Raw genomic sequence first — 22,183 nt, 5'->3', positions numbered from 1 at the left:
GTTGCCCTCTCGGACGAAGCTGACTAACATGTCAGAAAATTCATCCTATGATTGGATGAAAGGGCGAAGCGCATGTCAGAAATTTCTCCATTAGTTAAACGTTCCCTGGTCGATCAGGCGTTGGACCAATTGCGTCAGCGCATCACCGAAGGTGTGTGGGCGATCGGCCAGCGTTTACCCACCGAACCCGAGTTGTCCGCCGAACTGGGCATCAGCCGCAACACCGTGCGTGAAGCCATGCGCGTGCTGGCGTTTTCCGGGTTGATCGAAATTCGTCAGGGCGACGGCAGTTATCTGCGGGCGGTGATCGATCCGCTGGACACCCTGAAGGCGTTGTCCCGCTGCTCCCATGAGCAGGCGCGTGAGACTCGGCACATTCTTGAAGTCGAAGCCATCGGCCTCGCTGCGCTGCGTCGTACTGATGAGGATCTGAAAGAACTGCGCGAGGCATTGAGCGTCAGCGGCAGCCATTACCACGGTGATCTCGACAGCTACATTGCCTGCGATCTGGTGTTCCACCGCCGTTTGGTGGACGCCGCGCATAACCCGACGCTCAGCGAGTTGTATCGCTATTTCTCCAGCATCATCGGCGCGCAATTGCGCCAGACCCTGAACATCTCTCCCCGGCGCCAGGAGGTGTTCGATCTGCATATCGAACTGCTCGATGCCGTCGAGCAACGCGACCCGGAACGGGCCAAAGCCCTGACGAGGCAGTTGATCAATGAACCTTGAAACCGAGAACGCCATGTCCAGCAGCAATAATCGCATCCCCGAAGCCAAGCGCACGGCGGAGCTCGAAGAGCTGCTGATCGATGCGGAGGCCGATGACGAACAGGTTCAGAAAAGCCAGCCCGTTCTGCTGCGGCCGTGGCTGTTGTTGCTGGGCCTGATTCTGGTCGCGCTGAACCTGCGTCCGGCGCTGTCGAGCATGGCGCCGATGCTCAGCGACGTGTCGAAAAGCCTTGGATTGTCGGCTGCGCAGGCCGGTTTGCTGACGACGTTGCCGGTGCTTTGCCTTGGTTTGTTTGCGCCGTTGGCGCCGATTCTGGCGCGACGCTTCGGCGCTGAACGGGTGGTGTTGGGCATCCTTCTGACGCTGGCCGGCGGGATCATCCTGCGCAGTTCGTTCGGCGAGATCGGCCTGTTTGCCGGCAGCGTGCTGGCCGGTGCCAGCATCGGCGTCATCGGCGTCTTGCTGCCGGGCATCGTCAAGCGCGACTTCGCCAGACACGCCGGCACCATGACCGGCGTCTACACCATGGCGCTGTGCCTGGGCGCGGCGATGGCGGCGGGCGCCACCGTGCCGTTGAGCGAGCACTTCGATAAAAGCTGGACCCTGGGCCTCGGGTTTTGGGTGATTCCGGCGCTGGTCGCAGCGATATTCTGGTTGCCGCAGGTGGGTCAAAAGCACGGCGCGCATAACGTTGCCTATCGGGTTCGCGGTTTGTTGCGTGACCCGTTGGCCTGGCAAGTGACCTTGTACATGGGCCTGCAATCGTCGCTGGCCTACATCGTGTTTGGCTGGTTGCCGTCGATCCTGATCGGTCGCGGTCTGACGCCGACCCAGGCCGGTCTGGTGCTGTCCGGCTCAGTGATTGTTCAGCTGGCCAGTTCACTGGCCGCGCCATGGCTGGCGACGCGTGGCAAGGATCAACGCCTGGCGATTGTGATCGTCATGGTGCTGACGCTCGGCGGTCTGTTCGGTTGCCTCTACGCACCTATCGAAGGCCTGTGGGGCTGGGCCATCCTGCTCGGTTTGGGGCAGGGCGGTACCTTCAGTCTGGCGTTGACCCTGATCGTGCTGCGCTCGCGGGACTCGCATGTCGCGGCCAACCTGTCGAGCATGGCCCAGGGCTTTGGCTACACACTGGCGTCCATGGGGCCCTTCGCGGTCGGCATCGTGCATGACTGGACCGGTGGCTGGAGCGCCGTGGGCTGGATCTTCGGTGTGATCGGCCTTGGTGCGATTGTCGCCGGGCTCGGTGCCGGGCGAGCCCTTTACGTTCAGGTGCAAAGCGAAAAAATCTGAATGGCCGCATTACTGGCATTCGGCCCACGAATGCCAGTGGTCTTGCGTGCATTTGCAGACTATCGTGCAGGCCATCGTTTGATGCCATTTTGCACAACAGGGAGTCTGCCCATGAGTGATACCCACAACGCCTTGATCACCCGGTTCTACCAGGCCTTCCAGCAGCTGGATGCCGAGGCGATGAGTGCCTGTTACACCGACGACGTGGTGTTCAGTGATCCGGCGTTTGGCGAACTGCGCGGCCGTGACGCCAGCGACATGTGGCGCATGCTCACTTCGCGGGCAAAGGATTTTTCCCTGACGTTCGACAATGTCCGCAGCGACGAGCGTAGCGGCGGCGCGCATTGGGTGGCGACGTACCTGTTCAGCCAGACCGGCAACACCGTGGTCAACGACATTCAAGCCCGATTTGTTTTTCGCGACGGCAAGATCTGCGAGCATCACGACAGCTTCGATCTGTGGGCCTGGTCACGCCAGGCGCTGGGTTTCAAAGGCCTGCTGCTGGGCTGGACGCCGCTGGTGAGAAACGCTGTTCGTGCTCAAGCCTTGAAGGGGCTGAAGGCATTCCAGGCCAGTCGCTGATAAGATCGCGGCTTGTTTCCTACAAGCCTTGAACGTCACGTGAACACCCCGAGCGAAGCGTCTGTCATTGCCGTCGAACCGATGCCGGTCAGCAAACCCTGGTTCGTCTACCTCGTTCGCGCGGCCAATGGCTCGCTCTACTGCGGGATCAGCGACGATCCCGTCCGCCGCTTCGCCACTCACCAGAGCGGCAAAGGTGCGCGGTTCTTTCTCTCCAGCCCGGCCGTAGCGCTGGTCTACACCGAAGCCTGCCGCGATAAAAGTGAAGCGCTGCGACAGGAGCGGCTGATCAAAAAACTCAAGAAAAGCGCCAAGGAATGTCTGGTGGCGACCTTTGCTGCGGGCTTATCAATCTGACTGATAAGTTCCCATCAGGCAGATGGGTGGGATGCTCATGGATTGCGCGTTAAGCTGCAGATTCATTACCCGTGCGGCGGAGCCGAGCATGTCAGAGTTGATTCTTCATCATTACCCGACGTCCCTTTTCGCCGAAAAGGCCCGCCTGCTGCTGGGCTTCAAGGGGCTGTCCTGGCGTTCGGTGAAAATCTCGCCGGTGATGCCAAAACCCGATCTGACGGCCCTGACTGGCGGCTATCGCAAGACGCCAGTGTTGCAGATCGGTGCAGATATCTATTGCGACACCGCGCTGATCGCCCGCCGTCTGGAACAGGAAAAAGCCTTGCCGGCGTTCTTCCCGGAAGGTCAGGAAATGATCGCCGCATCGTTCGCCGCCTGGGCCGATTCGGTGGTGTTCCAGCATGCGGTCAGCCTGGTGTTTCAGCCGGAATCGCTTGCCGTGCGCTTCGGCAATATGCCACCGGAAGCGATCAAGGCGTTCATCGCCGATCGCGCCGGACTGTTCAGCGGTGGCAGCGCTACAAAATTGTCCGCCGAGCAAGCCCGGCATCAATGGCCGACGATCATGGGGCGCCTGGAGCAGCAGCTTCAGCGCGAGCAGGGCGACTTCCTGTTCGGCGCGCCGTCGATTGCCGACTTTGCGTTAGCTCATTGTCTGTGGTTCCTCAAAGCGACACCGGTGACTTCACCGTTGGTCGATGCCTATCCGGCAGTGTCTGCCTGGCTCGGGCGGGTGTTGGGGTTTGGTCATGGCGCGTCCAGCGAGATGACGTCCGAGGAGGCGCTGGAGATCGCGCGCAATGCCACGCCGGCCGCGATGCCGGATGAGCAGTTTGATGAACCGAACGGGTTCGAGGCGGGTCAGCAAGTGGTGATCGCAGCGACCGATTATGGTGTTGATCCGGTGGCCGGGGAGTTGCTGTTTGCCGGGTGCGAAGAGTTGATTCTGCGTCGGGAAGACGAGCGAGGCGGCGTGGTGCATGTGCACTTTCCGCGGTTTGGATTCCGTATCGAAAAACGCTGATCTCACACATATCTGTGGCGAGGGGATTTATCCCCGTTGGGTTGCGAAGCGGCCCCAAAAAAAGGGACTGCTACGCAGTCCAACGGGGATAAATCCCCTCGCCACAGGGTTGAGCTAGCCTGATCGGTTATTTCAGGGCTGCCAGGATTGCATCCGGGTCATACCCGCGAATCAACGTCCCGTTCACATCGATGATCGGAATCCCGCCGCCACCCAGCGCCTCATACGCCTTGCGCGCCTCGGCATCCTTCTCGATATCGAATTCCTTGTACGGAATACCTTTCTGGTCGAGAAAGCGCCGGGTCAGTTTGCAGTAGCCACACCACTCGGTGGCGTAGAGCACGACGCTGGCCTTGGCCTGAGTCTGCTCGGACACTACCTGAGATGGGTTGAACACCCGCTCGATCTTGCCCCAGTTCTGGTAGACCACGACCACCAGCAGGATCAGCAGGAATTTCTTCAGTACGCTGCCCAGCATCAGTTGCGTCGCTTGAGCTGGTCAGTCAGTTGGGTCGGCAGGCCTTTGATGATCAGCGTGCCGGCTTCTTCGTCGTATTCGATCTTCGAGCCCAGCAAGTGTGCTTCGAAGCTGATCGACAGGCCTTCGGCGCGGCCAGTGAAGCGGCGGAACTGGTTCAGGGTGCGTTTGTCCGCCGGGATCTCTGGCGACAGGCCGTAATCCTTGTTGCGGATGTGATCGTAGAAGGCCTTGGGGCGTTCTTCGTCGATCAGCTCCGAGAGTTCTTCCAGACCCATGGGTTCGCCCATTTTTGCCTGGCTGCTGGCGTAGTCCACCAGGGTCTTGGTTTTCTCGCGAGCCGACTCTTCCGGCAGGTCTTCGCTTTCGACGAAGTCGCTGAAGGCCTTGAGCAGGGTGCGGGTTTCGCCCGGGCCGTCGACGCCTTCCTGGCAGCCGATGAAGTCGCGGAAATACTCCGAAACCTTTTTGCCGTTCTTGCCTTTGATGAACGAAATGTACTGCTTCGATTGTTTGTTGTTCTGCCACTCGGAGACGTTGATCCGCGCCGCGAGGTGCAATTGCCCCAGATCGAGGTGCCGGGACGGGGTCACGTCCAGCTGATCGGTCACTGCAACGCCTTCACTGTGGTGCAGCAGCGCGATCGCCAGGTAATCGGTCATGCCCTGCTGATAATGGGCAAACAGCACGTGGCCGCCCACAGAGAGGTTCGACTCTTCCATCAGTTTCTGCAGGTGTTCCACCGCCACACGACTGAACGCCGTGAAATCCTTGCCGCCCTCGAGGTATTCCTTCAGCCAGCCGCTGAACGGATGCGCCCCGGACTCGGCATGGAAGAAACCCCAGGCCTTGCCTTGTTTGGCGTTGTAGCTCTCGTTGAGGTCGGCAAGCATGTTCTCGATGGCGCTGGACTCGGCCAGTTCCGAGTCACGAGCGTGGAGAACTGCGGGCGTGCCGTCGGGTTTTTTGTCGATCAGGTGGACGATGCAATGACGGATCGGCATGGGCTTCTCGGCTGTTTGAAGCGGATGGTTGGAGAGAGCAGGGCAGGCTCCCGAAAAAGTGCCAAGTGTACCGCAACCACTGGTTTTGGCGCGGTGCGAAGGGCAATTCGCAGCCGTCTGGCGACCCTTATGCGTTTTTTTCCTGTTTTAGAGCAATAAAGCTGACCAAATGGGTAGCTAGAGGCGGATATTTCCCCGTCTCTGTGCTAGTTTTGCCCCGTCTTACGCGAAGTCACTGCGTTAAGCGTGCATTCAGCATTTGTCAGGTCGAACCAAACCCTGATTTCGGTATCTATAACCCCGATCCCGTGGTTATTGGCCGAGGGTGCCAGATCCAGAAGATCGGGCTCGATGGCTGACACTGCACTCTGCAATCCATATGAATTTGATAGGGAAGGAACACTACATGGCTCTTACTAAAGACCAACTGATCGCCGACATCGCTGAAGCTATCGACGCGCCAAAAACCACCGCGCGTAACGCTCTGGACCAACTGGGCCAAATCGTTGCCGATCAGCTGGAAAACGGCGGCGAAATCACTCTGCCAGGTATCGGCAAACTGAAAGTGACTGAGCGTCCTGCCCGTACCGGCCGTAACCCTTCGACTGGCGCTGCCATCGAAATCGCTGCCAAGAAAGTTATCAAGCTGGTTGTGGCCAAAGGCCTGACCGACGCTGTTAACAAGTAAGACGCAGTAAAAAAAAGCCGTGCTCCGGAGTGATCCGGGCACGGCTTTTTTGTGTCTGCGATTCCGAAAACACCGGAGATCATTGTGGGAGCGGGCTTGCCCGCGAAGACGGTATGTCAGTCGCCATCATTGTCTCCTGACACACCGCTATCGCGGGCAAGCCCGCTCCCACAGGGATTTCAGCGCTCAGTAATTTGCGCTTCCACCCGTTGATCAGCTTTTACGCGCCCAGCGCTCGCGCCAGACCTGCTGTTCGGATTTGGTCTGGAAGGTCCAGGCGACAAAGCGGCTTTGCTTCTGGCCCTGGGACATTTCCACGACCTGGCTTTCCAGCACACCGGCCTTTTTCAGTGCCGTCTGAATCGACGGCAGGTTCGAGGCTTTCGAGACCAGAGTGCTGAACCACAGCACCTTGTGTTGAAAGTGCGCGCTCTCGGCGATCAGTTGCGTCACGAAACGCGCTTCGCCGCCTTCACACCACAATTCCGCCGATTGCCCGCCAAAGTTCAACACCGGCAGTTTGCGTTTCGGGTCGGCGCGACCGAGTGCGCGCCATTTACGCTCGCTGCCCTTGGTCGCTTCGTCCATCGAAGCGTGGAACGGTGGATTGCACATGGTCAGGTCAAAGCGTTCGCCCGGCTCGAGCAGGCCCAGCAGGATGTGCTTGGGATTGCTTTGCTGGCGCAACTGAATGGCTTTGTTCAGACCGTTGGACTGGACGATGGCTTTGGCCGCGGCAACGGCCGTCGGGTCGATTTCCGAGCCGAGGAAGTGCCAGCGGTAGTCGCTGTAGCCGATCAACGGATAGACACAGTTGGCGCCCATGCCGATATCGAGCACCTTGACCGGTGCGCCGCGCGGGATTTCGCCGTCGTTGACGCTGGCCAGCAGGTCGGCCAGGAAGTGCACGTAATCAGCCCGGCCCGGTACTGGCGGGCAGAGGTAATCCGCCGGAATATCCCAATGGGCGATGCCGTAGAACGATTTCAGCAGCGCCCGGTTGAACACCCGCACCGCGTCCGGGCTGGCGAAGTCGATGCTTTCCTTGCCGTACGGATTGATGATCACGAACTTTGCCAGTTCCGGCGTGGTTTTGATCAGCGCCGGGAAGTCGTAACGACCCTGATGGCGATTGCGCGGGTGCAGGCTGGCCTTTTCACGCGGTTCCACGGCTTTGGCCGGGGTGGCGGAGTCGGGCTTCTTGCGCGCAGGGCGGGGTGTGCGGGGGGCAGTCATGGGCGTGGTCGATTCGGGTATGGCTAAAAGTGGCGGGTATTGTCCCACAGTCGATGACCCGGCGGGGATCCTGTAGGAGCGAGGCTTGCCCGCGAAGAACGATAACGCGGTATGTCTGTTTGACCGTATCGCGACCTTCGCGGGCAAGCCTCGCTCCTACAGAAAGCAAAAAGTGGCGGGCACAAAAAAGGGAGGCCGTTGCGGGCCTCCCTTTTCATTGCGATTTGCCGTTACAGACTGGCAATCCGCGCATGCTGCTCGGCCAGCTTGCCCAAAGCCTGTTCGGCTTCAGCCAGTTTGGCGCGTTCTTTGTCGATGACTTCGGCCGGGGCCTTGTCGACGAAACCGGCGTTGGACAGCTTGCCGCCCACGCGCTGGACTTCGCCCTGCAGACGCAGGATTTCCTTGTCCAGGCGCGCCAGCTCGGCGTCCTTGTCGATCAGGCCGGCCATCGGCACCAGCACTTCCATCTCGCCCACCAGCGCGGTGGCGGACAGCGGTGCTTCTTCGCCGGCAGCCAGAACGGTGATGGATTCGAGGCGAGCCAGTTTCTTCAACAGGGCTTCGTTCTCGGTGAGACGACGCTGATCTTCAGCGCTGACGTTTTTCAGGAACAGGTTCAGCGGCTTGCCCGGCCCAATGTTCATTTCACCACGGATGTTGCGCGTGCCGAGCATCAGTTCCTTGAGCCACTCGATATCGTTCTCGGCCGCCGGATCGATGCGCTCTTCATTGGCCACTGGCCAAGGCTGCAGCATGATCGTCTTGCCTTCGATACCGGCCAGCGGCGCGATGCGCTGCCAGATTTCTTCGGTGATGAACGGCATGAACGGGTGCGCCAGACGCAGCGCGACTTCAAGGACGCGAACCAGCGTGCGACGAGTACCGCGCTGACGTTCAACCGGCGCGTTTTCGTCCCAGAGCACAGGCTTGGACAGTTCCAGGTACCAGTCGCAATACTGGTTCCAGATGAACTCGTACAAGGCTTGTGCCGCGAGGTCGAAGCGGAACTGGTCGAGTTGGCGGGTCACTTCGGCTTCGGTGCGTTGCAGCTGCGAAATGATCCAGCGATCCGCCAGCGACAGTTCGTAGGCTTCGCCGTTCTGACCGCAGTCTTCGCCCTTGTCCAGCACGTAGCGTGCGGCGTTCCAGATCTTGTTGCAGAAGTTGCGATAGCCTTCGACGCGACCCATGTCGAACTTGATGTCGCGACCGGTGGATGCCAGCGAGCAGAAAGTGAAGCGCAGGGCATCGGTGCCGTAGCTGGCGATACCGTCGGCGAATTCGTCGCGGGTCTGCTTCTCGATCTTCTTCGCCAGTTTCGGCTGCATCATGCCGGAGGTGCGTTTCTGCACCAGATCTTCCAGCTCGATACCGTCGATGATGTCCAGCGGGTCCAGGACGTTGCCCTTGGACTTGGACATCTTCTGGCCCTGGCCATCTCGCACCAGACCGTGAACGTAAACCGTCTTGAACGGAACCTGCGGCGTGCCGTCTTCGTTCTTCACCAAATGCATGGTGAGCATGATCATCCGGGCAACCCAGAAGAAAATGATGTCGAAGCCGGTCACCAGCACGTCGGTTGAGTGGAATTTCTTCAGGAATTCGGTCTGCTCTGGCCAGCCGAGCGTGGAGAACGTCCATAGGCCCGAACTGAACCAGGTGTCGAGAACGTCGTTGTCCTGTTGCAGCGCAACGTCCGGGCCCAGGTTGTTCTTGGCGCGCACTTCGGCTTCATCACGACCGACATAGACTTTGCCCGACTCGTCGTACCAGGCCGGAATCCGGTGGCCCCACCACAGCTGACGGCTGATGCACCAATCCTGGATGTCGCGCATCCACGAGAAGTACATGTTTTCGTACTGCTTGGGCACGAACTGGATGCGGCCGTCTTCAACGGCGGCGATCGCAGGTTCGGCCAATGGTTTGGTCGACACGTACCACTGGTCGGTCAGCCACGGCTCGATGATCGTGCCGGAACGGTCGCCTTTCGGCACTTTCAGCGCGTGATCGTTGACGCTGACCAGCAGGCCGGCGGCATCGAACGCTGCAACGATCTGCTTGCGCGCTTCGAAGCGGTCGAGGCCGACGTATTCGGCCGGGATCTTGCCGTCGATGCTTTCGTTCAGCGTGCCGTCGAGGTTGAACACCTGGCAGGCCGGCAGAACGGCAGCGTTTTTGTCGAAGATGTTCAGCAGCGGCAGGTTGTGGCGCTTGCCGACTTCGTAGTCGTTGAAATCGTGGGCCGGGGTGATTTTCACGCAGCCGGTGCCGAATTCCGGATCGCAGTAATCGTCGGCAATGATCGGGATGCGGCGGCCGACCAGCGGCAGCTCGACAAATTTACCGATCAGGGCCTTGTAGCGTTCATCGTTCGGGTTAACCGCCACGGCGGCGTCGCCGAGCATGGTTTCCGGGCGAGTGGTCGCGACGATCAGGTAATCATTGCCTTCAGCGGTCTTCACGCCGTCGGCCAGCGGGTACTTCAGGTTCCACAGGAAACCTTTCTCGTCGTGGTTTTCCACTTCGAGGTCGGAAATCGCCGTGTGCAACTTGGTGTCCCAGTTGACCAGACGCTTGCCGCGATAGATCAAGCCGTCTTCGTGCAGGCGCACGAACGCTTCTTTAACGGCTTCCGAGAGACCGTCGTCCATGGTGAAGCGCTCACGGCCCCAATCCACGGACGAGCCGAGACGGCGGATCTGACGGCTGATGTTGCCGCCGGACTGATCCTTCCATTCCCAGACTTTTTCGAGGAATTTCTCACGGCCCAGGTCGTGACGATTCTGGCCCTGGGCTTCGAGTTGACGCTCCACCAGCATTTGCGTGGCGATACCGGCGTGGTCGGTACCCGGCTGCCACAGGGTGTTGCGACCCTGCATGCGGCGGAAACGGATCAGGGCATCCATGATCGCGTTATTGAAGCCGTGACCCATGTGCAGGCTGCCGGTGACGTTCGGCGGCGGGATCATGATGGTGTAGGACTCGCCCGCGCCTTGCGGGGCGAAGTAATTCTCTGACTCCCAGGTGTTGTACCAGGAAGTTTCAATGGCGTGCGGCTGGTAGGTCTTATCCATGCGCGGCGGGACCCTATTGGCATTAATTCAGGAAAAGCCGACGAGTATAGCGGGGCATGGGGCGCAGGGCGAGCAGGGGCGGACAGGCGCAGGGGCATTTGGGCGACGGGATTTGTCGGCGCGTCCTTTTGGCATCGACCACTGGGAGAGGCAATCAAATCTCGTTACTTGCTTCTGTTGTCTCTTGAATGCGGTAAAAAAAGAGCAAAAAAAAGCCATCCCGGAGGATGGCTTTAAATCGGTCATCACTTCTGACGACCTGGCGGCCACCTCTCCAGATGACCTTTTTCGCTGCCAATGACATTTGTCAGCAAATGGGTGAAGTAGTAACTTCATTTGGTGGAGCCGGGGGGATTTGAACCCCCGTCCGCCAGTACTCCGCTGTCGGTTCTACATGCTTAGCCCGTTCAATTAAGTTAACCCGTCGCTACCCGAGGGGCAGGGCGCTTGGGGCGAGCTGTGTAATATTTAGCCGTTACGTCCACAGCACACTACGCGGCGATTCTGTTCTAAATGACAATCAGGTCGGGTTTACAGAAATCCCCTGGTGATTGCTGGCGCCGAGGCGGCCAGAAGTGCTTAGGCGTAGAGCTTTTCCTTGAAGAAGGAATCGTTTACTGCAGGAGCACCGTAGTTGGCAAGTTTGGCAACTATTAAGTATGTAACAGTGGGTTTACGAGTGCTGTTACCCACTCGGCATGCCCCTAGAGTTTTGTTACCGACGTCGAATCCTGATCGGCCCCAAGTGCGCTAAGGCAGGGGAAATATAAGAAGACTTATATAAATAATCAACAGGTTTATTTGTGGGGTGATGAGCGTTTTTTGAAAGACTTTAGTTGGTTGGTGCAGTAATTGCTCGAGGGGAATAATCTGTTAATTCGAATTGTTTTATAAGAGGGTGTTTACAAGTTTAAACTCTGAAAAAGGCTTTAGGGTTTTAAGGAAGTGCCTGTATCAATGCGGGCTGCAAAGATCCTGCGATAGAAGATGCACTTTAAGCGGCCCATGATTTTGCGCCAGTTCTCGAGTTCGCATCTGAATCGGGATTTTCGATGAAGCGGCGATGCTCAACTTCTGTCGCCTGTTAAAAAAGACGCAGGGGCGAGCAGAATTTTGCAGCCTCTCCCAATCGTGCGCGATCAGGCGTGCAGAAATCGGGAGCCGGATTCTATATCTGGGGGGCAAATATAGAATCTCCCGCAGGTGACTCAGTCGTTGTATTGGCTCAACAACCGTTCCAGGCGCGCGCTGAGGCGGCGTTTGATTTCGGTTTCGATATGCGGGGCGAAGTCGTCGATCACGTCTTGCATGATCAATTGCGCGGCGGCGCGCAGTTCGCTGTCCAGGTGCAGCAAGTCGTCGGGGTTCTTGCCGGGGGTGGCGGCTGGCGCTGTGGCAGCGGCGGGTGGAGTCGGTTCGACGGTTGGCTGAGACGCGCTGACCGTGTCGAACAGCATCGGAATCTGTTCCTGGTCACCGTCCTCGACCGTGTCGGTCAGCAGCGGCGGTTGCAGGTTATCGTCGCCGAGCAATTGGCGAATCGACTCGAGGTCGTCCAGCAGGTGCGCGGACTTTTGCAGCGGTTTTGGAGTGTCCATCGGAATGCTCAGAGTCGCTGTAAACGGTGATCTTGCAGAGGATAGCCCTGTTCGCGGTAGAAACGGAAACTCTCCCGCGCCGCCGTGCGAATCGCCGGATCTTCCACCACCACTTCCGCCACGCGGGCGAACTTGTTGGCAAACGCCAGGACTTTCAGGTCAAGGTTGACCAGCAGGTCCTGATGTTGACCGCAGTCATCGCCAAGCCCCAGCACAATCAGGCCGTCCGGTTCGCTTTCGGCGGGGCCGTGGGGCACGAAGCTTTCGCCCTTGAAGGCCCAGAGGCGCGCATCGAGGTCGTCACGCTGGGCGGCATCGCTGCAATGCAGGTAGATGCGGTGGCCCATGCGCCAGGCTTTTTCGGTGAGCTTGCAGGCGAAATCCAGCCGCGCCGAAGGATCGGCGCTGGGCAGGATATAGAAGTCGACTTTGGTCATTGCGGTTCCTGAGCCTGGAGCGGCGTCGCCCGAGAGCAACGCCGCCCAAGGTCATCGGTTTCAGGCCTTGGCGCGGTCCAGCAGGTATTGGGTCAGCAAAGGAACCGGACGGCCAGTGGCGCCCTTGTCCTTGCCGCCGCTGGTCCACGCGGTGCCGGCGATGTCCAGGTGCGCCCAGTTCAGGTTCTTGGTGAAGCGCGACAGGAAGCAGGCAGCGGTGATGGTGCCGGCTTTAGGGCCGCCAATGTTGGCGATGTCGGCGAACGGGCTGTCCAGCTGCTCTTGGTACTCATCGAACAGCGGCAGTTGCCAGGCGCGATCGTCGGCAGCCTTGCCGGCGCTCAGCAGTTGGCCGATCAGTTCGTCGTTGTTGCCCAGCAGGCCCGACGTGTGGGAGCCCAGTGCAACGACGCAAGCGCCGGTCAGGGTCGCGATATCGATCACGGCTTGTGGCTTGAAGCGCTCGGAGTAGGTCAGGGCATCGCACAGCACCAGACGGCCTTCGGCGTCGGTGTTGAGGATTTCCACGGTCTGGCCGCTCATGGTGGTGACGATGTCGCCCGGACGCGAGGCGTTGCCGCTCGGCATGTTCTCGGCGCAGGCGAGGATGCACACCAGGTTGATCGGCAGCTTCAGTTCGAGCACGGCACGCAGGGTGCCGAAGACGCTGGCGGCGCCGCCCATGTCGTACTTCATTTCATCCATGCCGGCGCCCGGCTTCAGGCTGATGCCGCCGGTGTCGAAGGTGATGCCTTTGCCGACCAGTGCGTACGGCTTCTCGGATTTCTTGCCGCCGTTGTATTGCATGACGATCAGGCGCGGTGGCTGGGCGCTGCCCTGGCCGACGGCGTAGAACGAGCCCATGCCCAGGTCCTTGATCTTCTTCTCATCAAGGACTTCGACTTTCAGGGTCTTGAATTCTTTACCGAGGTTCTTGGCTTGTTCGCCGAGGAACGTCGGGTGGCAGATGTTCGGTGGCAGGTTGCCCAGGTCACGGGTGAATGCCATGCCGTTGGCGATCGCGGTGGCGTGGGCCACGGCACGCTCGACTTCAGCCTGGGCAGCCTTGATCGTCACCAGGGTGATTTTCTTCAGGGCGCGCGGTTCGGCTTTCTGGCTCTTGAACTGTTCGAAAGAGTATTCGCCGTCCACCAGGGTTTCCGCCAGCAGACGGGTTTTGCCGTAGCTGTCGCGTCCCTTGACCACGACTTCGTCCAGCGCCAGCACGGCATCGCTGCCACCCAGGCCTTTGAGGGTGTTCAGGACACCGGCGATGATTTTGCGGAACGGACGGTCGCCCAGTTCTTCGTCCTTGCCCACGCCCACGAGCAGCACGCGTTCGGCTTTCAGGTTCGGCAGGCTGTGCAGCAGCAGGCTCTGGCCGACTTTGCCGGCCAGATCACCGCGCTTGAGTACGGCACTGATGGCGCCGCCGCTCAGTTCGTCGAGTTGCTTGGCAACGGCCCCGAGCTTGCGGCCTTCGCCGACGGCGACTACCAGAGTGGAGGTTTTCAACGTTTCCGGGTTAACGCTTTTTACAACCAGTTCCATGTCGGGGTCCCTGAGTGATGGGTCAACCAGTGCTCGACGATCTGCGCTCGAGCCTGCTTACAGATAGAAAGACGCAAGTCACGGCCTGCGACAAAGGCCGCAGTTTGAACCTCGGGCCCCGAGCCTGACAACCCTCGGTTGTACGATCTTCTACGCTTTAGCCGCCTGCTTGAGCGTGCGCAGTGACAGGCGCACCCAATCACAGGATAATGCGCCAACTTTTTTCGGCGGCTCTGTCCTGCGGGCTGCCTGATACGTTTGCTTGTTTGGCCGCCTTAGCCTGACAACCCTGGAGTGTCTGGTTTGATTGTCTTCCGTTATCTGTCCCGCGAAGTCCTGTTGACCTTGAGCGCCGTCAGCGCCGTGCTGCTGGTCATCATCATGAGCGGGCGCTTCATCAAATACCTCGCCCAGGCGGCCGCCGGCCTTCTGGACCCGGGCTCGCTGTTCCTGATCATGGGCTTTCGTCTGCCGGGCTTCCTGCAGCTGATCCTGCCGCTGGGCCTGTTCCTCGGGATTCTGCTGGCCTACGGTCGCCTGTACCTCGAAAGCGAAATGACCGTGCTGTCGGCCACTGGCATGAGCCAGCAACGCCTGTTCACCATGACGCTGTTCCCGGCCACGCTGGTTGCGCTGGTGGTGGCCTGGCTGAGCCTGAGCCTGGCGCCACAGGGTGCCAATCAGTTCCAGTTGCTGCTGAACAAGCAGGACGCCCTGACCGAGTTCGATACCCTTGAACCGGGTCGCTTCCAGGCGTTGCGTGACGGAACCCGGGTGACCTACACCGAAACGCTGTCGGATGACCGCATCCACCTGGGCGGCGTGTTCATTTCGCAAAAGAATGTCTCGTCCGAGAAGAAGGACCGCGGGATTTCCGTGCTGGTCGCCGAAAAGGGTCGTCAGGAAATCCGCCCCGACGGTAACCGTTACCTGATTCTCGACAATGGCTATCGCTACGACGGTAACCCGGGGCAGGCCAACTACCGTGCGATCAAGTACGAAGAGTACGGCGTATTGCTGCCTAAACCGGACGTGAGCGACGAAGTCACCGACCGTGATGCAATGCCCACCAGCTCCCTGTTCGGCAGCGACGACCTGCGTTCCCGCACCGAACTGCAATGGCGCCTGTCGTTGCCGTTGCTGGTCTTCATCGTGACCTTGATGGCGGTGCCGCTGTCGCGGGTCAATCCGCGCCAGGGCCGTTTCCTCAAGCTGCTGCCGGCGATTCTTCTTTATATGGCTTACCTGAGCATCCTGATTGCCGCTCGCGGCGCCCTCGAAAAAGGCAAGATCCCGCCCGCGCTGGGCCTGTGGTGGGTTCACGGGATTTTCCTGGCCATCGGCCTGGGCCTGCTCTATTGGGAACCCTTGCAGTTGAAGCGGGCAAGTCGCCGCGCCGCGCTGGAGGTGGCCCGTGGTTAAGCTCGATCGCTACATCGGCAGCAGCGTCTTCGTCGCGATCCTGGCGGTACTGGGGATCATTCTCGGCCTGGCGACACTGTTTGCCTTCATCGACGAGATGGGTGATGTCAGCGACACCTACACCCTGGTCGATGTGTTGAGCTATGTCCTGCTGACGGCCCCGCGCCGTCTCTATGACATGTTGCCGATGGCGGCGCTGATCGGCTGCCTGATCGGCCTCGGCAGTCTGGCCAGCCACAGCGAACTGACCATCATGCGCGCCGCGGGCGTGTCGGTCGGGCGGATCGTCTGGGCGGTGATGAAACCGATGCTGATCCTGATGCTGGTCGGTCTGTTGATCGGCGAGTACATCGCACCGGCAACCGAAAGCACGGCGCAGGCCAATCGCTCGCTGGCTCAGGGCAGTGGCGATGCGCAAAGCGCCAAGCATGGCCTGTGGCACCGTCAGGGTGACGAGTTCATCCACGTCAACTCGGTGCAGCCTAACGGTCTGCTGTACGGCGTGACCCGTTATCGCTTCGACGATCAGCGCCACATGCTGTCCTCGAGCTTCGCCAAGCGTGCAGAGTTCGACAAGGATCACTGGCAGTTGAGCGATGTCACGACCACGCTGTTCCATGACAAGAGCACCGAAGTGGTGACTACACCGGTCGAGCGCTGGAACGTGGCACTGAGCCCGCAGCTGCTGAGCACCGTGGTGATGTCGCCCGATTCGCTGTCGATCACCGGTTTGTGGGGTTACATCCACTATCTGGCGGATCAGGGGCTGAACAATGGCCGGTACTGGCTGGCATTTTGGGTCAAGGTGTTGCAACCGCTGGTCACTGCCGCCCTGGTGCTGATGGCGATCTCCTTCATTTTCGGTCCGCTGCGTTCGGTGACCCTCGGTCAGCGGGTATTCACCGGCGTGCTGGTGGGCTTCACCTTCCGCATCGTCCAGGATCTGCTGGGGCCTTCGAGCCTGGTGTTCGGCTTCTCGCCGCTGTTTGCGGTGCTGGTGCCGGCGGGTGTGTGCGCCCTGGCCGGGGTCTGGTTGCTGCGCCGGGCCGGTTGATAACGGCTGTTTTCCGCCCTCGATACCCATAAAAAACGCCCCTGTCGCAAGACCGGGGCGTTTTTTGTAGGTGCCGTCTGACCTGCGAACGTGACGCTTGCGCCGTGGATCAGGTACAATTCCCGGCTATTTTTCGGCGGGCTATGCCTGCAGCCTTTTTGAGTGTTGATCCGTGAGTGATTTGAGTCATATCCGCAATTTCTCCATCATCGCCCACATTGACCATGGCAAGTCGACGCTGGCCGATCGCTTCATCCAGATGTGCGGCGGCCTTGCCGAGCGCGAAATGGAAGCCCAGGTGCTGGACTCCATGGACCTGGAACGTGAACGCGGGATCACCATCAAGGCCCACAGCGTCACCCTGTATTACACCGCTCGCGACGGCATCAAGTACCAGCTGAACTTCATTGACACCCCGGGCCACGTTGACTTCACCTACGAAGTCAGCCGGTCGCTGGCGGCCTGTGAAGGCGCACTGCTGGTGGTCGACGCCGGTCAGGGCGTTGAAGCGCAATCGGTCGCCAACTGCTACACCGCGATCGAGCAGGGCCTGGAAGTCATGCCGGTCCTGAACAAGATCGACCTGCCACAGGCCGATCCGGACCGCGTGAAGGAAGAAATCGAAAAAATCATCGGCATCGATGCCACCGACGCGGTCGAGTGCTCGGCCAAGACTGGCCTGGGCGTCGACGAAGTACTCGAACGCCTGGTTCACACCATTCCTGCGCCGACCGGCAACTACGAAGATCCGCTGCAAGCGTTGATCATCGACTCCTGGTTCGACAACTACCTGGGCGTTGTTTCCCTGGTACGCGTGCGTCACGGTCGTGTGAAGAAGGGCGACAAGATCCTGGTCAAATCCACCGGCAAGATCCACCTGGTGGACAGCGTCGGTGTGTTCAACCCGAAACACACCGCCACCGTTGACCTGAAGGCCGGTGAAGTGGGCTTCATCATCGCCGGCATCAAGGACATTCACGGTGCACCGGTCGGTGACACCCTGACCTTGAGCTCCACGCCGGACGTTGACGTGCTGCCCGGCTTCAAACGCATTCAGCCGCAGGTCTACGCTGGTCTGTTCCCGGTCAGCTCCGACGACTTCGAAGATTTCCGCGAAGCCCTGCAAAAGCTCACGCTCAACGACTCGTCCCTGCAGTACACCCCGGAAAGCTCCGATGCCCTGGGCTTCGGCTTCCGTTGCGGGTTCCTCGGCATGCTGCACATGGAAATCATCCAGGAGCGCCTGGAGCGCGAGTACGACCTGGACCTGATCACCACGGCGCCGACGGTAATTTTCGAGCTGTTGCTGAAAACCGGTGAAACGATTTACGTCGATAACCCGTCGAAGCTTCCAGACCTGTCCTCGATCGAAGACATGCGTGAACCGATCGTGCGGGCCAATATCCTTGTGCCGCAAGAGCACCTGGGCAACGTCATTACCCTGTGCATCGAGAAGCGTGGCGTGCAGCACGACATGCTGTTCCTCGGTACTCAGGTCCAGGTGACCTACGATTTGCCGATGAACGAAGTGGTCCTGGACTTCTTCGACCGACTGAAATCCACCAGCCGCGGCTATGCTTCGCTGGATTACCATTTCGATCGTTATCAATCGGCTAGTCTGGTGAAACTGGATGTGCTGATCAACGGTGACAAGGTCGACGCCCTGGCGCTGATCGTGCACCGCGACAATGCGCACTACAAAGGTCGCCAGTTGACCGAGAAGATGAAAGAACTGATTCCGCGGCAGATGTTCGACGTGGCAATCCAGGCCGCCATTGGCGGTCAGATTGTGGCGCGAACAACCGTCAAGGCACTCAGAAAGAACGTATTGGCCAAATGCTACGGCGGTGACGTTAGCCGTAAGAAGAAGCTGCTTGAAAAGCAAAAGGCCGGTAAGAAACGCATGAAGCAAGTCGGCAACGTGGAAATTCCACAAGAAGCCTTCCTTGCAGTGCTCAGGTTGGATAGTTAGGTCCTATGTCACTAAATTTCCCGCTGTTGCTGGTCATCGCCGTGTTCGTCTGCGGCCTGTTGGCGTTGCTCGATCTGGTTTTCCTGGCGCCGCGTCGGCGTGCCGCCATTGCCTCCTATCAGGGCAGCGTCAGCCAGCCTGACGGGATGGTGGTCGAAAAACTGAACAAAGAGCCGTTGCTGGTTGAGTACGGCAAGTCGTTCTTCCCGGTGTTGTTCATCGTGCTGGTGCTGCGTTCGTTCCTGGTGGAACCGTTCCAGATTCCTTCCGGCTCGATGAAACCGACCCTGGATGTCGGCGACTTCATTCTGGTGAACAAATTTTCCTACGGGATCCGCTTGCCGGTGATCGACAGGAAAGTCATCGAAGTGGGTGATCCGCAGCGCGGCGATGTGATGGTGTTCCGCTACCCGAGCGATCCGAACGTCAACTACATCAAGCGTGTAGTGGGCCTGCCGGGTGACCAGATTCGCTACACCGCCGACAAGCGTCTGTTCGTCAACGGTGAGTCGATCGCCGAACAACTGGTCGGCTCCGAGCCGGGCACGCTGGGCAGCGCAGAGCTCTACAAGGAAAAACTCGGCGTTGCCGAGCACCTGATCCGCAAGGAAATGAGCCGCTATCGCGCATCGCCGGACCATACGTGGACCGTGCCTGCCGGGCACTACTTCATGATGGGCGACAACCGCGACAACTCGAACGACAGTCGCTACTGGGATGATCCGAACATTCCCAAGGATCTGCTGGGCATGGTTCCCGACAAGAATATCGTCGGCAAGGCCTTCGCAGTCTGGATGAGCTGGCCGGAACCCAAACTCAGTCACCTGCCGAATTTCTCGCGGGTTGGCCTGATCAAGTAATCACACACGGCGCTGTTGAACACAGCGCCGAATGCATTTCTGGAACCGGCACAATCGGCGCCAGACGCATGAAAACAATGATATTCAGGACGTAATTTTTGAACACAGCGTTAATTGTCCCAAGCCTGCGCCGCACCACGGCGATGGCGGTGGAATCCAGCCACGAACTCAGCGTGGGTAAACCGTGAGCGTCTCCTTAAGCCGTCTAGAGCGTCAGCTCGGCTACACCTTCAAGGACCAGGAACTGATGGTCCTGGCCCTGACTCACCGCAGCTTTGCCGGGCGCAACAACGAACGCCTGGAATTCCTCGGTGATGCCATCCTCAACTTCGTCGCTGGCGAGGCATTGTTCGATCGCTTCCCGCTGGCCCGCGAAGGCCAGTTGTCGCGTTTGCGCGCACGGTTGGTGAAAGGTGAGACCCTGGCCGTACTGGCCCGCGGTTTCGATCTGGGCGAATACCTGCGACTGGGTTCCGGCGAATTGAAAAGCGGCGGCTTCCGTCGCGAATCGATTCTGGCCGATGCCCTGGAAGCGCTGATTGGCGCGATCTACCTGGACGCCGGCATGGACGTGGCTCGCGAGCGCGTGCTGGCCTGGCTGGCCGGAGAGTTCGAAGGCCTGACGCTGGTCGACACCAACAAAGATCCAAAAACCCGCTTGCAGGAATTCCTGCAATCGCGTGGTTGTGAGCTGCCGCGTTACGAAGTGGTGGATATCCAGGGTGAGCCACATTGCCGGACGTTCTTCGTCGAATGTGAAATCACCTTACTGAATGAAAAAAGCCGAGGTCAGGGTGTGAGTCGTCGTATTGCCGAACAGGTAGCGGCCGCCGCAGCACTGATTGCCCTGGGTGTGGAGAATGGCAATGACTGATTCAACCGCAACACGCTGTGGCTATGTTGCCATCGTCGGCCGTCCCAACGTGGGCAAGTCCACGCTGCTGAACCACATCCTCGGCCAGAAGCTGGCGATCACCTCGCGCAAGCCGCAGACCACTCGTCACAACATGCTGGGCATCAAGACCGAAGGCGCCGTGCAGGCGATCTACGTCGACACCCCGGGCATGCACAAGGGCGGCGAAAAGGCCTTGAACCGCTACATGAACAAGACTGCTTCGGCGGCGTTGAAAGACGTCGACGTGGTGATCTTCGTGGTTGACCGCACCAAGTGGACCGACGAAGACCAGATGGTGCTCGAGCGCGTCCAGTACGTGACCGGCCCGTTGATCGTGGCGCTGAACAAGACCGACCGCATCGAAGACAAATCCGAGCTGATGCCGCACCTGACCTGGTTGCAGGAACAGCTGCCGAACGCGCAGATCATGCCGATCTCGGCGCAGCACGGGCACAACCTCGAGACGCTGGAGCGGGTGATCGCCGAGCACCTGCCGGAAAACGATCATTTCTTCCCGGAAGACCAGATCACCGACCGTAGCAGCCGCTTCCTCGCCGCTGAACTGGTACGTGAGAAAATCATGCGTCAGATGGGCGCGGAGTTGCCGTACCAGATCACCGTGGAAATCGAAGAGTTCAAGCAGCAGGGTAAAACCTTGCACATTCACGCCTTGATCCTCGTCGAGCGCGATGGCCAGAAGAAAATCATCATTGGCGACAAGGGCGAGCGCATCAAGCGCATCGGTACCGAGGCGCGCAAGGACATGGAGTTGCTGTTCGACTCCAAGATCATGCTCAACCTCTGGGTGAAAGTGAAAGGCGGTTGGTCCGATGACGAGCGCGCGTTGCGTTCGCTGGGTTATGGCGACCTGTAAATCGTTTGGCAGCATATAGATCTACTGTGGGAGCGGGCTTGCTCGCGAAGAGGATGTAACATTCAGCATTGATGTTGACTGTTACACCGCTTTCGCGAGCAAGCCCGCTCCCACATTGGTTTTGGGTTGTTTTTAAAACTGCGCTCCGTCATTGAGAACCCTGACTTCCATGTCTCAACCCCCCATCGGCCAACCCGCCTACGTCCTCCACTCCCGCGCCTACCGCGAAAACAGCGCATTGGTGGATTTCCTCACGCCGCAAGGTCGGCTGCGGGCGGTGTTGCGCAGTGCGCGGGGCAAGGCCGGAACGCTGGCGCGGCCCTTCGTGCCGTTGGAAGTCGAGTTCCGTGGACGGGGCGAGCTGAAGAATGTCGGGCGCATGGAAAGCGCCGGTGTTTCTACCTGGCTCAACGGCGAGGCGCTGTTCAGCGGTCTCTATCTCAATGAACTGCTGATCCGGCTGTTGCCCTCCGAAGACCCGCATCCCGCTGTCTTCGATCACTACGCTGCGACGTTGCTTGCGCTGGCCGAAGGGCGTCCGCTGGAGCCGTTGTTGCGCTCTTTTGAATGGCGTCTGCTCGATGATCTTGGTTACGGCTTCGCCCTGACCACCGACATCCATGATGATCCTGTCGCGCCGGACGGCCTCTACCGCTTGCAGGTGGATGCAGGGCTCGAACGGGTCTACCTGCTGCAACCCGGTCTGTTCAACGGTACCGAACTGTTGGCCATGGCCGATGCCGATTGGTCGGCCCCCGGCGCATTGTCCGCTGCCAAACGTTTGATGCGCCAGGCATTGGCCGTTCACTTGGGCGGTCGTCCGCTGGTTTCCAGAGAGTTGTTTCGAAAGCCGTAGGGTCTGTTGATGCTTGGTGGCGAGCCGCGTTGTGGGTCAACGTGTGCGACGCAAGGCGCGGGATGCCGCTAATGGTGTCCCCTTAGCAAATCCCGCAACGCAGCCTCGCGCACGTTGGCCCGCAACGCGGCCGTCACCAAGCGTCAACAGACCCTATCTCCCCGTGTATGCTGTGCACCGAACTTTCTC

General features: G+C 59.6%; 21 protein-coding genes and 1 other RNA gene. 14 read left to right on the top strand and 8 right to left on the bottom strand.

The genetic code is table 11. From position 1 onward, the window contains the following. Positions 1–72 precede the first annotated feature (72 nt). The 5 genes from J2Y86_RS12495 to J2Y86_RS12475 all read left to right on the top strand — a co-directional run bounded on the left by J2Y86_RS12495 (position 73) and on the right by J2Y86_RS12475 (position 3,992). The gene (locus J2Y86_RS12495) at positions 73–732 is read left to right on the top strand and encodes a FadR/GntR family transcriptional regulator (protein ID WP_253431628.1); all 660 of its coding nucleotides are present in this window, start codon (positions 73–75) and stop codon (positions 730–732) included. Beyond that, the gene (locus J2Y86_RS12490; protein ID WP_253431625.1) at positions 722–2,029 is read left to right on the top strand and encodes a CynX/NimT family MFS transporter; all 1,308 of its coding nucleotides are present in this window, start codon (positions 722–724) and stop codon (positions 2,027–2,029) included. The genes J2Y86_RS12495 and J2Y86_RS12490 overlap by 11 nt, the downstream gene beginning before the upstream one ends. Positions 2,030–2,140: 111 nt before the next feature. Continuing rightward, complete coding sequence (locus tag J2Y86_RS12485; protein ID WP_253431623.1) at positions 2,141–2,611, top strand: nuclear transport factor 2 family protein; 471 nt, start codon at positions 2,141–2,143, stop codon at positions 2,609–2,611. Positions 2,612–2,650: 39 nt separating this feature from the next. Next, positions 2,651–2,968, top strand: a complete 318-nt coding sequence (locus J2Y86_RS12480) for a GIY-YIG nuclease family protein (protein WP_253431620.1) — start codon at positions 2,651–2,653, stop codon at positions 2,966–2,968. 88 nt (positions 2,969–3,056) lie between these two features. After that, positions 3,057–3,992, top strand: a complete 936-nt coding sequence (locus J2Y86_RS12475) for a glutathione S-transferase family protein (RefSeq protein WP_253431617.1) — start codon at positions 3,057–3,059, stop codon at positions 3,990–3,992. Between the two features lie 127 nt (positions 3,993–4,119). On the opposite strand, the gene J2Y86_RS12470 is transcribed toward J2Y86_RS12475, so the two are convergent. Both J2Y86_RS12470 and yejK read right to left on the bottom strand, forming a co-directional pair. After that, the gene (locus tag J2Y86_RS12470) at positions 4,120–4,470 is read right to left on the bottom strand and encodes a glutaredoxin family protein (protein ID WP_253431614.1); all 351 of its coding nucleotides are present in this window, start codon (positions 4,468–4,470) and stop codon (positions 4,120–4,122) included. Then, positions 4,470–5,474 (bottom strand): nucleoid-associated protein YejK, encoded by a 1,005-nt coding sequence (gene yejK / locus J2Y86_RS12465; protein WP_253431611.1) that lies wholly within the window; start codon positions 5,472–5,474, stop codon positions 4,470–4,472. The genes J2Y86_RS12470 and yejK overlap by 1 nt, the downstream gene beginning before the upstream one ends. Positions 5,475–5,880: 406 nt before the next feature. On the opposite strand from yejK, the gene J2Y86_RS12460 reads away from it, so the two are divergent. Further along, on the top strand, positions 5,881–6,162 hold the full coding sequence (locus J2Y86_RS12460; protein ID WP_007905514.1) for an HU family DNA-binding protein: 282 nt from the start codon (positions 5,881–5,883) through the stop codon (positions 6,160–6,162). A 213-nt stretch (positions 6,163–6,375) separates the two neighbouring features. Here J2Y86_RS12460 and rlmF read toward each other — a convergent pair whose 3' ends face one another. After that, on the bottom strand, positions 6,376–7,398 hold the full coding sequence (rlmF, locus tag J2Y86_RS12455) for a 23S rRNA (adenine(1618)-N(6))-methyltransferase RlmF (protein WP_253431609.1): 1,023 nt from the start codon (positions 7,396–7,398) through the stop codon (positions 6,376–6,378). A gap of 230 nt (positions 7,399–7,628) precedes the next feature. Then, positions 7,629–10,475, bottom strand: coding sequence for a valine--tRNA ligase (locus J2Y86_RS12450; protein ID WP_253431606.1), 2,847 nt, complete (start codon positions 10,473–10,475; stop codon positions 7,629–7,631). Here J2Y86_RS12450 and J2Y86_RS12445 point away from each other — a divergent pair. Then, positions 10,474–10,776: a hypothetical protein gene (locus tag J2Y86_RS12445; RefSeq protein WP_253431586.1), complete on the top strand. Its 303-nt coding sequence runs from the start codon at positions 10,474–10,476 to the stop codon at positions 10,774–10,776. The genes J2Y86_RS12450 and J2Y86_RS12445 overlap by 2 nt on opposite strands. Before the next feature lie 36 nt (positions 10,777–10,812). Here J2Y86_RS12445 and ssrA read toward each other — a convergent pair. From ssrA to J2Y86_RS12425, 4 genes are all read right to left on the bottom strand, one after another. Beyond that, positions 10,813–11,218, bottom strand: a transfer-messenger RNA (tmRNA) gene (gene ssrA / locus J2Y86_RS12440). 465 nt (positions 11,219–11,683) lie between these two features. After that, a complete protein-coding gene (locus J2Y86_RS12435; protein WP_253431583.1) occupies positions 11,684–12,073 on the bottom strand; it encodes a DNA polymerase III subunit chi in 390 nt (129 codons plus the stop codon). Between the two features lie 8 nt (positions 12,074–12,081). Beyond that, positions 12,082–12,510: a DNA polymerase III subunit chi gene (locus J2Y86_RS12430; protein WP_253431579.1), complete on the bottom strand. Its 429-nt coding sequence runs from the start codon at positions 12,508–12,510 to the stop codon at positions 12,082–12,084. A 60-nt stretch (positions 12,511–12,570) separates the two neighbouring features. Next, complete coding sequence (locus J2Y86_RS12425) at positions 12,571–14,061, bottom strand: leucyl aminopeptidase (RefSeq protein WP_253431576.1); 1,491 nt, start codon at positions 14,059–14,061, stop codon at positions 12,571–12,573. A 303-nt stretch (positions 14,062–14,364) separates the two neighbouring features. Between J2Y86_RS12425 and lptF the strand changes: the two genes are divergently transcribed. From lptF to recO, 7 genes are all read left to right on the top strand, one after another. After that, on the top strand, positions 14,365–15,483 hold the full coding sequence (lptF, locus tag J2Y86_RS12420; protein WP_253431573.1) for an LPS export ABC transporter permease LptF: 1,119 nt from the start codon (positions 14,365–14,367) through the stop codon (positions 15,481–15,483). Further along, positions 15,476–16,537 carry an LPS export ABC transporter permease LptG gene (gene lptG, locus J2Y86_RS12415; RefSeq protein ID WP_253431569.1) on the top strand — a complete coding sequence of 354 codons (1,062 nt, stop codon included), beginning with the start codon at positions 15,476–15,478 and terminating at the stop codon, positions 16,535–16,537. The genes lptF and lptG overlap by 8 nt, the downstream gene beginning before the upstream one ends. Before the next feature lie 172 nt (positions 16,538–16,709). Next, a complete protein-coding gene (lepA, locus tag J2Y86_RS12410) occupies positions 16,710–18,509 on the top strand; it encodes a translation elongation factor 4 (RefSeq protein WP_253431566.1) in 1,800 nt (599 codons plus the stop codon). 5 nt (positions 18,510–18,514) lie between these two features. Continuing rightward, positions 18,515–19,369, top strand: coding sequence for a signal peptidase I (lepB, locus tag J2Y86_RS12405; RefSeq protein WP_253431546.1), 855 nt, complete (start codon positions 18,515–18,517; stop codon positions 19,367–19,369). A 184-nt stretch (positions 19,370–19,553) separates the two neighbouring features. Next, the gene (gene rnc, locus J2Y86_RS12400) at positions 19,554–20,243 is read left to right on the top strand and encodes a ribonuclease III (RefSeq protein WP_017340629.1); all 690 of its coding nucleotides are present in this window, start codon (positions 19,554–19,556) and stop codon (positions 20,241–20,243) included. After that, on the top strand, positions 20,236–21,138 hold the full coding sequence (era, locus tag J2Y86_RS12395) for a GTPase Era (RefSeq protein WP_017340628.1): 903 nt from the start codon (positions 20,236–20,238) through the stop codon (positions 21,136–21,138). The genes rnc and era overlap by 8 nt, the downstream gene beginning before the upstream one ends. Positions 21,139–21,307: 169 nt before the next feature. Further along, on the top strand, positions 21,308–21,994 hold the full coding sequence (recO, locus tag J2Y86_RS12390) for a DNA repair protein RecO (protein WP_253431543.1): 687 nt from the start codon (positions 21,308–21,310) through the stop codon (positions 21,992–21,994). The last annotated feature ends 189 nt before the right edge of the window (positions 21,995–22,183 follow it).

The sequence above is a fragment of the Pseudomonas migulae genome, from assembly GCF_024169315.1.
Taxonomy (GTDB): Bacteria; Pseudomonadota; Gammaproteobacteria; order Pseudomonadales; family Pseudomonadaceae; genus Aquipseudomonas; species Aquipseudomonas migulae_B.
The sequence above is the reverse complement of the archived record's forward strand: the minus strand, read 5'-3'. Positions and strand labels throughout refer to the sequence as shown.